We start from the raw sequence: 12,982 nt of genomic DNA on the forward strand, positions 1-12,982 counted from the left end.
GCTCGCTCCCCTATACCTATACCGGCCGGATCTGGCCGTCGCCCCACACGATCCACTTGGTGGAGGTCAGCTCCGGTAGCGCCATGGGTCCGCGGGCGTGCAGCTTCTGCGTGGAAATGCCGATCTCGGCGCCGAAGCCGAATTGCTCACCGTCGGTGAACGCGGTTGAAGCATTCACCATGACGGCCGCGGCGTCGACTCGGCCGGTGAATTCGCGGGCCGCGGCCAGCTCACCGGTGACGATGGCCTCGGTGTGCCCGGTGCCCCAGGTGTTGATGTGCTCGATGGCCGCGTCCAGGCCGTCGACCACCTTGAGCGCGATATCGAGGGTGAGGTACTCCTCGCCCCAGTCCTTGCTGTTCGCGGGCACCAGGCCGGGCAGGTCGCCGTGCACGGTGACGCCGTGCCGTTCCAGCGCCTCGATCAGCTTGGGCACCGCGACGGTGGCGATCGCGTCGTCGATGAGCACCGTCTCGGCGGCGTTGCAGACGCTGGGGCGGCGGGTCTTGGCGTTGATCAGGATCTGCTCGGCCATGTCCAGGTCGGCGGCCGAGTGCACGTAGACGTGGCAGTTGCCGGTGCCGGTCTCGATGGTCGGCACGGTGGCGTCGCGGACGACGGCGCTGATCAGGCCGGCGCCGCCACGCGGGATGACCACGTCGACCAGGCCGCGGGCTTGGATCAGATGGGTAACGCTGGAGCGGTCCGCGCTGGGCAGCAGCTGTCCGGCGTCGGCCGGAAGACCCTGCGCGACAAGGGATTCCCGGAGCACGGCGACGAGCGCGGCATTGGAGTGCGCGGCCGAGGAGGAACCGCGCAGCAGGACGGCGTTGCCGGATTTCAGCGTGAGCCCGAACGCGTCGACGGTGACGTTCGGCCGGGCCTCGTAGACCATGCCGATCACCCCGAGCGGCACCCGGACCTGACGGGTTTCCAGGCCGTTCGGCAGCACCGAGCCGCGCACGATCTCGCCGATCGGGTCGGGCAGCGTGGCCACCTGGCGCAGGCCGGAGGCGATGCCGTCGATCCGGGACTTGGTCAGCCGCAGCCGGTCGATCAGCGATTCCTCCACGTTCGCCGATTGCGCCGCGAGCACGTCCTCGCCGTTGGCCTCGAGCACCGTGTCGGCCGCGGCCAACAGGGCGTCGGCGGCGGCGTGCAAGGCCTCGTTCTTCTGCGCCGTGGTCAGCTGCGCCAGCACACGCGACGCGACCCGAGCCTTGCGTGCGGCCTCGTGCACCACCTCGCGGGTATCCGGCTCGGTCGTCGTTCCTACCGTCATGGAGTACAGCCTACTGACCCGGCCCAAGGCCCGATCCACCGCTGCACACCGCCCTACTAGCGTGTGACGGCATGGCCGAAAAGACGGACGTTGCCTCGATCGCGGTGCTCGGCAGTATCAACATGGACCTGGTCACGACCACCGATCGGCGGCCGGTGCCCGGCGAGACGGTGCTCGGCACCGGGTTCGCTATGGTGCCCGGCGGGAAAGGCTCGAATCAGGCGATCGCCGCGCGGCGGGCCGGTGGGGCGGTGCAGTTTCTCGGTGCGGTCGGCGACGACGTGTTCGCGGACGAACTTCGGCGAGTGCTGACGGATTCGGGGGTGGGCGTCGAGCGGCTGCGGACGGTGGACGGGCCGAGCGGGGTCGCCGCGATCGTGGTGGACGGCGGCGGGGAGAACAGCATCATCGTGGTCGGTGGCGCGAACGCGCGGATGACCGAGCTCACCGACGCGGACCTCGCGGCGATCGCCGGCGCGGATATTCTGCTGTGCCAGTTGGAGATTCCGCTCGATACGGTGGCGGCGGCCGCGCGGCACGCACGCGCGAACGGCACGACGGTAGTGCTGAATCCGTCGCCCACCCAGGACCTTCCCGCCGAGCTGTGGGCGAATATCGATGTGGCGGTGGTGAATTCGGGTGAGGCCGAGCAACTCGGCAGCGCCCTCGACCCGGTCGCCCACCTGGTCGTCACCCGCGGCGCGGACGGCGCGACCTACCGCGGGCCGGACGGCAAAGAGCTGAGCCAACCAAGCCCCAGAGTCGACGTCATCGACACCACCGGCGCGGGCGACACCTTCACCGGCGCACTGGCCGCCGCCTGGCACCGCGGCCCCGAATACGCCCTGAACTGGGCCGGAACCGCAGGCGCCCTCGCCACCACCAAACTCGGCGCCAGCAGCTCCATCCCCACCGCAGACGAGATTCGCACCGCCCTCCCAGCGAACTGACCCTTCCCCAACGGAAATCAACAGCCGCACCCTCTACGGATCCGCACCGTCTCTGGAGGCCGACATCGGGTGCAGATCCCGAGTGAGAGTGCGGATCTCGACAGGGTGGCGCCGACGCGGCTGGTGTTGTGTGGGCGGTTCGGCGGCTATCGTTGACGTTCATGCCCACCATGCCGGAGCGCATACCGTCCGCGGACGACAACGACGCGGTGATCGGCAGGTTGGATGCCGACATGGTCGCGCTGACCTTCATCGACAACGCCGGGATCACCCGGGTGAAGACGGTGCCGATGCGGCGGCTGGCGCAGGCGGCGCGGCACGGGGTCGGGGTGTCGCCGTGCTTCGAGACGTTCTCCTTCGATGACCTGATGACGACCGGCAGGTATCTCGGTGGCCCCGACGGTGATCTGCGGCTGGTGCCGGATCTATCGGCGCTGACCGAACTCGCCTGCCAACCCGGCTGGGCGTGGGCGCCGACCAACAAGTACACGCAGGATGGGACGCCCTTCGCGGCCTGTCAGCGCGGCTTCGCGACCAGGCAGGCCGAGGCGGCGCGCCAGGCGGGGCTGCGGCTGTCGATGACCTTCGAGACCGAGTGGTCTGTCGGCCAGGAGGGCACGGAGGACTACACCCCGGCCGCCCACGGACCCGCCTACAGCCTGGTGCGATTAGGGCAGGTCGCCGACTACGCACGTGAGCTGGTCGCGATATTGGACCGGCAGGGAATCCTGGTCGACCAGTTCCATCCGGAGTACTCGCCGGGCCAGCTGGAACTGTCCGTGCAGCCATCCGATCCGGTCGGCGCCGCCGACGACGCGGTGCTGGTGCGGCACACGATCCGGCAGGTGAGTCTCCAGTACGGCTGGCGCGCGGCGCTCGGCCCGTGCCTCGAGCCCGGCGGCACCGGTTCCGGTGCGCACCTGCACTTTTCGGCCCAGGACGACCGAGGGCCGATCTTCGCCACCGGCGACGCCCCGTACGGAATGCGGCGCACCGGTGAGGCTTTCCTCGCCGGAGTATTACGCGAACTGCCCGCCCTCGTCGCGGTCGGCGCGGGCAATCCGGCAAGCTTCTTGCGGCTCGTCCCGTCCCGATGGGCAGGCGTCTGGCAATGCTGGGGGCGGGAGACCCGGGAGTCGGCCCTGCGTTTCATCACCGGAGTGCAGGGCACCGAGGAGTGGGCGGCCAACGCCGAGGTCAAATGCTTCGACGCGACCGGCAATCCCTACCTGATCGTCGGCTCGGTGATCGCCGCCGGACTGGCCGGCGTCGCCGAAGAACTGCGCCTGCCCGCCGAAATCACCGGCGACCCGGTCACATTCGACGCCGAACAGCTGATGTTCTCCGGCGTGCGCAGGCTGCCGACCACCCCGGGCGAAGCCGCCGACCGACTGGCGGACTCCGCGGTGCTGGCCGAGGCGATGGGCCCCGAACTGCACGACGCCCTGCTCACCGTGCGCCGCGCCGAGGCCGACCGCTACCGGGACACCTCCCCGGAAGAGCTGGTCGCGCTGACCCGTTGGCGGTTCTGACGTGCTGACGGACGGCCTGACCCTCACCGATCACCACTGCCACGGCGTCGTCCCGCACGATCTGGATCGTCCCGGATTCGAGCGGCTACTCAGCGAAGGACCCACCGGCACTTTCGATTCCGCGATCGGACTGGCGGTCCGCCGCTGGTGCGCACCGGCCCTCGACCTCCCGCCACACGTCGGCCCGGACGCCTACCTGACCCATCGAGCCGAACTCGGCTGGCGCGAAGTCGCCACCCGCCTGCTGGGCGCCACCGGCACCACCAGCTGGTTCATCGACACCGGATTCGGCGGCGGGACCGCGGAATTCGGTGCGCTCACCGACGGTGAAGTGCGCGAGGTGGTACGGATCGAACAGGTCGCCGAGCAGGTCATCGCCGAGGTCGGCGCGGGCAGAACGGTATTCGAGCAGATCGAAGCGCGATTGCGTGAGCGCGCCCGAAATGCCGTCGGGCTCAAGACCATCGTCGCCTACCGCTGCGGCCTGGATTTCCCGCTGCGCGACCGACCGCCGAAATCGGTGTTCCCCGAGCACCGCCTCACCGACCCGGATCTGCTCGGCTGGCTGGTCGGACTCGGCGTCCGCATCGGCGCCGAATACGGTCTCCCTCTGCAATTCCACACTGGTTTCGGCGATACCGACCTGCGACTACATCGCGCGGATCCGTTGCTGCTCACCGATTTTCTCCGCAAAACCGCGCACACCGGCCTGACCGTGATGCTGCTGCACTGCTGGCCATTCCATCGCAATGCCGCCTATCTGGCCCACGCCTTCGCGCATGTCCGGATGGATATCGGGCTCACCGTTCCCTACGTCGGACACCGCGCCCAGGCCGTCCTCGCCGAGACGCTCGAACTCGCACCGTTCCGTTCGCTGTGCTACTCGTCGGACGGTTACGGCCTGCCCGAACTGCACTTTCTCGGCGCATTCTGGTGGCGCCGTGGCCTCGGCCGGCTGCTCGACGAATGGATCGCCGAGGACCTGATCACCACCGCCGACGCCGAACGCCTGGCCACCGGCATCGCCCACATCAACGCCGAGGACGCCTACCCCGGTACCCGCTGACCGCACGGGTAAATACTCGAGCTGCCCGGGTATTTATTCAAGTGCACTTATTCGCGCCGATCTTTACCGTTGATCAGGAAAACCAACGAAAGGATCGGACAATGTTTCCCGTCGAGCTGCGCGGCACCCGCGCGCAGACGCTTATGTGGGCCGAAGAGCACGCGGTCGAGCAGGCCGCGCTGCAGCAGCTGCGGAATATCGCCGCGCTGAAATGGGTCCACGGCGTCCGCGTGATGCCGGACGTGCACCTCGGCAAGGGTGCGACGGTCGGCTCCGTGATCGCGATGCAGGACGCGGTGTGCCCGGCCGCGGTCGGTGTGGACATCGGCTGCGGAATGGAGAGCGTCAAGACCGACCTCACGGCCGCGGATCTGCCGGACGACCTGCGTTCGCTGCGTTCCCGGATCGAGGCCGCGGTCCCGGTCGGTTTCTCCGCGCACGACAGCTCGGTCAACGTGACCAAGCTCGGTGGCGAGGTCTCCGCGCTGGGCGCGAGCACCGCGACGCTGCGGGCGGGCTGGGATACCTTCTGGCGTTCTTTCGCCTCGTTGGACGAGGGTGTGCAGACGCGAGAAGCCAAGGCGCACAAGCAGATGGGCACCCTGGGCGGCGGCAACCACTTCATCGAGGTCTGCCTGGATCAGGACGACGCGGTGTGGATTCTGCTGCATTCGGGCAGCCGCAATATCGGCAAGGAACTCGCCGAGCGGCACATGGCCGTCGCGCGGACGCTGTCGCACAACGTCGATCTGCCCGATCGCGATCTGGCCGTATTCCTTTCCGGGACACCGGAAATGGACGCTTACCGCCGCGACCTCACCTGGGCGCAGGAGTACGCCGCACGCAACCGCGCGGTGATGCTCGCCCTGGTGTGCCGGGCGGTGCGCGACGAATTCGCCGAGCGCCCGGTGCGTTTCGAGCAGCCGATAAGCTGCCACCACAACTATGTGGCCGAGGAACTCATCGACGGCATCCCGATGCTGGTGACCCGTAAGGGCGCGGTCCGGGCCGGCGCGGGCGATCTCGCGCTGATTCCGGGCTCGATGGGTACCCGTTCATATGTGGTGCGCGGCAAGGGAAATCCGGCCTCGTTCCAGTCGGCCTCGCACGGCGCGGGACGGCGGATGAGCCGCAATGCGGCGAAGAAGCAGTTCACCGTCGCCGATCTGGTCGCGCAGACCGAAGGCGTCGAGTCGCGCAAGGACGCGGGGGTGGTCGACGAGATCCCGGCCGCGTACAAGGACATCGACGAGGTCATCGCCGCACAGCGCGACCTGGTCGACGTCGTCGCGACGCTGCGCCAGGTGCTCTGCGTCAAGGGCTGAATCCGGGCCGCGCCCACCGTGAGTGGGCGCGGCCTCGATTCACTTGCGCCGCAACGTGGCCGCGAACGCCGCGCCGACCAGGAACATGCCGGTGAGCAGTGCGAAGCCGTTCAATATCCAATTGTGCAGGGCCAGATGGAAATCGTCGGACAGCTCGGGCAGATTCTCCACCTGCCGGTAGGTGTCGTCCGGGAAGAGGATGTGCAGGATCCCGGGGATCAGGCCCCACACCAGGCCCGCGATGGCGGTGCCCACCGGGGAGAACGCGGCCAGCGCCGCGACCAGGAACAGCAGCACCGCGCCGCCGATGATCTGGAAGTTCGAACCCCAGCGATCCGCCGAACTACCCAGGATCACCCACTGCCTGGTGTCGAGCGCACCGTGCGCGGATAGCCCGATCCCGATCGGCGTGATCACCAACGAGATCAGCGTGCCGGCCAGGGTTCGGCCGAAGCCGCTGCGACTCTGGAACTGGGTGCCCGGCGGCGACCAGCCCGCCGGCGGCTGGTATTGGCTCGACATGGTTGCCCTCCTGCGTGGACCCCGGTGCCGGGGAACCTCTGCGCTTCATTCTCCGCCGATCATGGTCATTTCGCGTCGAATGCCGCGCCGTTGCCCGGCTGGTTACCATCGAGTATGCGTCAGCAGCAACGGGATTCCGGTCCGGCTTCCTCGTCGGCGGAAGATCCCCCGGCGATCCCGGGCGTCCGCCGATCCTTCGTCACCGCGCGCGGCGTGCGGTTCCATGTGACCGAGGCCGGGCCCGCGGACGGTCGGCCGGTGCTCCTGCTGCACGGGTGGCCGCAGCATCACTACGCCTACCGTCATCTGCTGGCCGATCCGCCGGAGGGATTGCGGATCATCGCGCCGGATCTACCGGGTTATGGCTGGTCCGGACCGGCGCCGCATCGATGGGCCAAGGACGACATCGCTTCCGATGTGCTGGCACTGATCGATGAACTCGGGCTCGATCGGGTGCTGCTCGTCGGCCACGATTGGGGCGGTTACATCGGCCACCTCATGGTGCTGCGGGAGCCCGCGCGGTTCGGCGGATACCTGGTGCTGAACATCGCGCATCCGTGGCAGACGGCGCGGGGTTTCCTGCCGCATCTGTGGCGGTTCCTGCTCTATCAACCGGTCGTCGCGTCGTTCGGGAAGATCCTGCAAACGCGCACCCGGGTGCTCGACGTGATGCTCGGCAAAGCCGCGAAGAATCGCGCGGAGTTCGGCCCGGAAGTCATTCGCGTCTATACCGATCGGTTCCGCGATCCGCTTGTCGCCAGTGCCGCGGTCGATACCTATCGCACGTTCCTGCTGCGTGAGCTACCGCGTGCCGCCCGGCGTGGGGAAACCCGCCGCGCCACCGTTCCGATCCGCGCTGTGTTCGGTATCGACGATGGCGCCGTACACCATTCGCTCGCCGCGGCCGAGACCGCGAAGGCCGACGACTACACCCTCGAACGGGTGGCGAACTGCGGTCACTTTATCGCCGAGGAGCGTCCTGACCTGGTTCGCGCCCGCTTGATCACGCTCGCCCAGGAAACCAGCTGACACCGCGCCGGATGTCGTTACGGCAGAGCCCGATCCTCACGCCGACCGTGTCACATCGTGGGTATCGATGCCCTGCAACGCGGTGATGTGCTCGACCACAACGGTATTGCCGCCCCGCTGTTTCGCCTGATACATCGCGCTGTCGGCGCACCGGATCAGATCCTGCACCAGCTCCCGGCTGCGGCGGTAGCCATCCGCGCCCGCGTCGGCGACGGCGATGCCGATGCTGGCGGTGACCGAGATCGACCCGACGGGTTCGGCGACCGCGCTGCGCAATCGTTCGGCGGCATCGACCGCGGTCGGCACGGGCAGGCGCGCGACGATCGCGAATTCCTCGCCGCCGAGCCGGGAGACGACGCTGTGCGCGGGCGCGGCGTGCTGCAACCGATCGGCGGTGCGCACCAGCACCTTGTCCCCCGCGTGGTGTCCGAAGGTGTCGTTGACGGCTTTGAACCGGTCCAGATCGACCATCATGACGCACACCGGAACCGAGCCGGAGCCGCCGACCATCATCGCCGAGTGATACTCGAATCCGCGCCTGCTCAACAGCGTGGTCAACGGATCGGACAGCATGTCGGACCGCAGCACCCAGTAACAGAATTGCAGCCCGGGCGGCACCACCGTGGCCGCGACCATGCCCAGGATCATGATCACCGCGGACGCCGCGTCGCCGACCCCGAACAGCGGAATCGACAGCACCACAGCCGAAGCCAGCGACCACCCCGTGTGCGCGGCGAGCACCTGCGGACTGTGGAAGGCACTGACGTAGATGCCGACGATCAACAGCAGCATCATCCCGACCGAGCGGACCACATTGCCCGGACTCAGCACGCACACCACCGTGATGCATACGTCGCCGATCACGAGCAGGCTCAGCGATTCCACTCGGCTCGGCCACGGCAACGCCCACCAGCGCACCACCCACACCACCGACAGGCCGACGATGCACCACAGCACCGTCCGGCCGAGCACGCTCGGCGGGCCCGCCGACGACGTGACGGTCAGCACGCTGATCAGCGGCGTCGCCAGCCCGCACAGTCCGATCGCGAACTTCACCACCCCGAGCGCGGAGCGGTCGGCCAGGGCGTTCACCACCCAGCGGTAGTCGACGCCGTCGCGCCACCAGTCCCGCAGCAGCCGTAGGTAGTCGTTCATGACCGCGCCTCGCCGACGCTCGGCTCAGTCCCGCACCGGGCGTGCTGTGACCTGACTCGCTCGCTCATTCGACTCGTCCTCGGCGTCTACGGAAGCCTCGTATCGTCTCGAACCGCACTCACTCGTGGTGAACACCGCCGTGGCCGGGGATTTCGGCCACTCGGCAGCGATTCACGCAGTGTAGGACAAAGCTGGGCGCATACCGAGAGTCCGACCGGTATTGATCCACAACATGCACGGGCGGGGCGGGCGCGCGCGACGAGCACGGTTCCTGTCGGTACCGTCGGGCACGATGGAGCGCATGACCACGGCGACCGATGTCCCGGCGATCGACCTCACCGCACCCGACCTTCGCGAGCGCGCGGAACACCTGCTGCGCGAGCTGGCCGGGCCCAACGCCCGGCTACGGGAGGACCAGTGGATCGCGATCGAGGCGCTGGTCGTGCAGCGACGCCGCGCGCTGGTCGTGCAGCGCACCGGCTGGGGTAAGTCGGCCGTCTACTTCATCGCCGCGAAACTACTGCGCGGGGCGGGTCGCGGGCCCACCGTGATCGTGTCGCCGCTGCTCGCACTGATGCGCAACCAGGTCGCCGCCGCGCAACGGGCGGGAGTGGTTGCCGCGACAATCAATTCGGGCAATGTCACCGAATGGGACGAAATACACACGCAGGTCGCGTCCGGCGAGGTCGACGTGCTGCTGGTCAGCCCGGAGCGGCTGAACAACCCGGACTTCCGCGATCAGGTGCTGCCGAAGCTCGCGGCCGACGCCGGCCTCGTGGTGATCGATGAGGCGCACTGCGTCTCCGACTGGGGTCACGATTTCCGGCCGGACTACCGGCGGATCCGCACGTTGATCGCCGATCTCGGCTCGGATGTGCCGGTGCTGGCGACCACCGCTACCGCGAACGACCGGGTGGTCACCGATGTCGCCACCCAGATCGGCACCGACACGCTGGTGTTGCGCGGCACGCTGGATCGCGAGTCGCTGCACCTGTCGGTGGTGCGCTTCGACGACGCGGTGGAACGCACCGCCTGGCTCAGCGGGCACCTGCACAACCTCACCGGTTCCGGGATCGTCTACACGTTGACCGTCGCCGCCGCGCACGACCTGGCCGACGTGCTGAACTCGCACGGACACAACGTCGCGGCCTACACCGGGCAGACCGATCCCGCCGAACGCGAGGCGCTGGAGTCGGCGCTGTTGAATAACGAGGTGAAGGCGCTCATCGCGACCTCGGCGCTCGGGATGGGTTTCGACAAGCCCGATCTCGGGTTCGTCGTGCACGTCGGTGCGCCGTCCTCGCCCATTGCCTATTACCAGCAGGTCGGTCGCGCCGGCCGCGCGACCGAGCGCGCCGAGGTGGTGCTGCTGCCCGGGCCCGAGGACGCGCGGATCTGGAGTTACTTTGCCTCCGTGGCGTTTCCGCGCGAACACATCGTGCGCTCGGTGCTCGATGCGCTCGACACCGACCGGGCGCTGTCGACGGCCGCGCTGGAACCGCTGGTCGAGCTGAACCGCTCGCGGTTGGAGATGGTGCTCAAGGTGCTCGATGTGGACGGGGCGGTGCGCCGGGTGCGCGGCGGCTGGATCTCCACCGGGCAGCCGTGGACCTACGACACCGAGCGGTATGAGCGGCTGTCCGAGGCGCGCGAGGTCGAGCAGCAGGCGATGGTCGATTATCAGTCGACCGGCGACTGCCGGATGGAGTTCCTGCGGCGGCAGCTGGATGACCCGGGTTTGCCTGCGGGACAGTCGGATTCGGCCGGATGCGGGCGTTGCGACAACTGCACGGGCACTCGGCCCGATGTGTCGGTGGACGCGGAGGCGGTCGCTGCCACTCGTGCTCGCCTGGACCGTCCGGGGCTGGACCTGAGCCCGCGCAAGCAGTGGCCGACCGGCATGGCGAAGCTCGGAATCCCGTTGTCCGGCAAGATCACCGGCGGCGCCGAAACCGGCCGGGTGCTCGGCCGGCTCACGGATCTCGGCTGGGGTCAGCGCCTGCGCACCCTGCTCGACGGACCCGATGATCCGATCCCGGAGAAGGTCTTCGAAGCCTGCGTCGCCGTCCTGCGCGACTGGAAGTGGACCACCCGCCCGACCTCGGTGATGGCCCTCGAGTCACACCGCTATCCGGTGCTGACCGCCACTCTCGCAGCAGGACTCGCCGAGATCGGCCGCTTGCACGACCTGGGCACCCTGCCGAACCGCCCGGACCGCGCACCGGTGTCCGCCGCGAACTCGGCGCACCGCGTCGCCGGTCTCTTCGACTCCTGGGACGTCCCCGACCTCACCGACGTCGAAGGCCCGATCCTGTTGGTGGACACCCTCTCCGACACCGGCTGGACCCTCACCCTCGCCGCCCACGCCCTGCGCAGCGCAGGCGCGGACGCGGTACTGCCCTTCGCACTCGCCTCGGTCACGTAGATAGGACCCGCCCCCATCGAGTCGAGTCAAATGGTCGCTAGTCGATCTTCAATAGCAACCATTTGACTCGACTCGATGTGCAAGAACGACATTTTGGCTCGACTCGTTCGCCGAAGACCACCGCCACCCGACTCCCCTGGTCTCCTAAGCCTCTTTGAACCGGACCACAGCCAAGTAACCACGCCGGAACTCGCACGCTGCCCATGCCCACCGCGGGAGGTAGGTCGGTACCCCACCCGACGCGCTCAGCACTATCGATCATCTCTGGGAGCAGGCGCACCTGACTGCTAGGTATCGCTAAGGACTTCCCAACAGGGCCTGGCCAGTGAAAACTGAAGACCTACCCAGGTTTTCACTGAAGCAGTGCTGGGCACGTCGTGTGCCGTACCCGACCTACCTCCGCAGTCAGGTGCGCAATCTCGCGTTCCAGCGTGGTCATCTGGCTGTGGTTGCGTCACAAACGCTTTGGACACGAGTGGGGCGGTCAGCGGCGGTTTCCATGGTGGCTCGCAGTCCCGTCAGCGGTGAACCTGCCTGCGAAGGCGACTCCCGAGCCCGCCTGCCGGAGACCCGCACTCCCTCTCGGGATCTGCACCGAGAATAGGGCTCTGAAGCCAGTGCGGATCCCTGGTGCGGATGCTGTTGTTGGCGTGGCGAGTTGGGGCCACACGCCGTTTGTGTGTGTGGAGGGCTTGCGAGGTTGCCGTTGGTGCGGTGTGCATCGGGCGGAGTCGAGTGGTGGCCAGTTGATCTTCGATAGCAGCCATTCGACTCCGCTCGATTGTCGAGGTCGATCGTTGGCTCGCTGCGATTCGTGCGACGGGGTGCTGCGGGATTCGCGGTCGGGCGTGGCTCAGTTGCGGGGGTCTGGGAGGGTGATCGTTTTCGGGTCGGGTTCGATTCGCCGGGTTGCGCTCAGGTGGTCGTCCGGGGGTAGCGGGCGGCGGGGTTCGCGGACGCCGGCCGTGCCGCCGCCGCCTTCGCGGCCTGGTGGGCCACCGCCGGTGGTCACCTTGCCGCCCAATAGTCTTCGAATCGCTCGCAACAGTTTTCTCATGAGCTCCAGTGTGCTCGTCGAGCTACCGGCCACAACGGTGTTCGCGAGCAGCGGAGCGGCTGATTTACAGGCTGAGGGTCGCGCGCAATCTGGCGTCGAGTGATTCCGACTCGCTGGTGGTCAGTTCGCCGAGTTGCTCGGTGAGCCAGGGGCGGTAGGCACGGTGTAGTTCGAGGGTGTCGGCCCAGCCGTGTTCGGTGTGCGTGGCCAGCACGTGGCCGGGGTCGGCGTCGCGCAGCGGGACCACGTGCAGCCAGCGGTACGGCGAGGTGATCACCGCGGAGTCGGAGACCAGCACGACCGACATGCGCCTGGGCAGCGGAGTGCCGTCGCGCAGGGCCGGGGAGTAACGCCAGACCTCACCGCGTCTCATGCGGCGCCGCGGGCGTCGGTCTCGGCCGCTTCGGTGACGTTCAAGTCGTCGTATGCGGCAGCTTGTTCGGCGGCGTCGTCGACGGCCAGCTTGGCCAGGCTGTCGTGCACGAGCGCGGTGCGCAGGGAGGCGTTGATCACCGAGGACAGGCTGCGATTCTGCTGGTCGGCCGCCTGTTTGGCCCATTCGGCCACCTGCGGATCCAACGTCACGGTCACCCGCGTCGCTTTGCTCATGACTCCACCTCGCCAGTGCCCGGCTCCGGA

The 12,982-nt window shown here is 68.2% G+C and carries 12 protein-coding genes; 6 read left to right on the forward strand and 6 right to left on the reverse strand.

Features of this window, described 5'->3' with window-relative positions:
• Positions 1–16: 16 nt before the first annotated feature.
• Positions 17–1,282: a glutamate-5-semialdehyde dehydrogenase gene (locus F3087_RS17570; protein WP_150403068.1), complete on the reverse strand. Its 1,266-nt coding sequence runs from the start codon at positions 1,280–1,282 to the stop codon at positions 17–19.
• Between the two features lie 71 nt (positions 1,283–1,353).
• On the opposite strand from F3087_RS17570, the gene F3087_RS17575 reads away from it, so the two are divergent.
• From F3087_RS17575 to F3087_RS17590, 4 genes are all read left to right on the forward strand, one after another.
• Complete coding sequence (locus F3087_RS17575) at positions 1,354–2,232, forward strand: ribokinase (protein WP_150403069.1); 879 nt, start codon at positions 1,354–1,356, stop codon at positions 2,230–2,232.
• Between the two features lie 161 nt (positions 2,233–2,393).
• Positions 2,394–3,764, forward strand: a complete 1,371-nt coding sequence (locus F3087_RS17580; RefSeq protein ID WP_150403070.1) for a type I glutamate--ammonia ligase — start codon at positions 2,394–2,396, stop codon at positions 3,762–3,764.
• Position 3,765: 1 nt separating this feature from the next.
• Complete coding sequence (locus tag F3087_RS17585) at positions 3,766–4,830, forward strand: amidohydrolase family protein (RefSeq protein ID WP_150403071.1); 1,065 nt, start codon at positions 3,766–3,768, stop codon at positions 4,828–4,830.
• A 101-nt stretch (positions 4,831–4,931) separates the two neighbouring features.
• Complete coding sequence (locus F3087_RS17590) at positions 4,932–6,155, forward strand: RtcB family protein (RefSeq protein ID WP_150403072.1); 1,224 nt, start codon at positions 4,932–4,934, stop codon at positions 6,153–6,155.
• A 39-nt stretch (positions 6,156–6,194) separates the two neighbouring features.
• On the opposite strand, the gene F3087_RS17595 is transcribed toward F3087_RS17590, so the two are convergent.
• Positions 6,195–6,677, reverse strand: coding sequence for a hypothetical protein (locus F3087_RS17595; RefSeq protein ID WP_150403073.1), 483 nt, complete (start codon positions 6,675–6,677; stop codon positions 6,195–6,197).
• A 114-nt stretch (positions 6,678–6,791) separates the two neighbouring features.
• On the opposite strand from F3087_RS17595, the gene F3087_RS17600 reads away from it, so the two are divergent.
• Entirely contained in the window at positions 6,792–7,706 is a 915-nt protein-coding gene (locus tag F3087_RS17600) for an alpha/beta fold hydrolase (protein WP_150403074.1), read from the forward strand.
• A 36-nt stretch (positions 7,707–7,742) separates the two neighbouring features.
• Here F3087_RS17600 and F3087_RS17605 read toward each other — a convergent pair whose 3' ends face one another.
• Positions 7,743–8,861 (reverse strand): GGDEF domain-containing protein, encoded by a 1,119-nt coding sequence (locus tag F3087_RS17605; protein WP_150403075.1) that lies wholly within the window; start codon positions 8,859–8,861, stop codon positions 7,743–7,745.
• A gap of 301 nt (positions 8,862–9,162) precedes the next feature.
• On the opposite strand from F3087_RS17605, the gene F3087_RS17610 reads away from it, so the two are divergent.
• Positions 9,163–11,286, forward strand: a complete 2,124-nt coding sequence (locus F3087_RS17610; protein WP_150403076.1) for a RecQ family ATP-dependent DNA helicase — start codon at positions 9,163–9,165, stop codon at positions 11,284–11,286.
• Between the two features lie 853 nt (positions 11,287–12,139).
• On the opposite strand, the gene F3087_RS17615 is transcribed toward F3087_RS17610, so the two are convergent.
• The 3 genes from F3087_RS17615 to F3087_RS17625 all read right to left on the reverse strand — a co-directional run bounded on the left by F3087_RS17615 (position 12,140) and on the right by F3087_RS17625 (position 12,952).
• The gene (locus F3087_RS17615; RefSeq protein WP_150403077.1) at positions 12,140–12,343 is read right to left on the reverse strand and encodes a hypothetical protein; all 204 of its coding nucleotides are present in this window, start codon (positions 12,341–12,343) and stop codon (positions 12,140–12,142) included.
• A 64-nt stretch (positions 12,344–12,407) separates the two neighbouring features.
• Complete coding sequence (locus tag F3087_RS17620; RefSeq protein WP_223885149.1) at positions 12,408–12,716, reverse strand: hypothetical protein; 309 nt, start codon at positions 12,714–12,716, stop codon at positions 12,408–12,410.
• Entirely contained in the window at positions 12,713–12,952 is a 240-nt protein-coding gene (locus F3087_RS17625) for a DUF6364 family protein (RefSeq protein WP_150403078.1), read from the reverse strand. Before F3087_RS17625 ends, F3087_RS17620 begins: the two co-directional genes overlap by 4 nt.
• Between the last annotated feature and the right edge of the window lie 30 nt (positions 12,953–12,982).

The sequence above is a fragment of the Nocardia colli genome, from assembly GCF_008704205.1.
Taxonomy (GTDB): Bacteria; Actinomycetota; Actinomycetes; order Mycobacteriales; family Mycobacteriaceae; genus Nocardia; species Nocardia colli.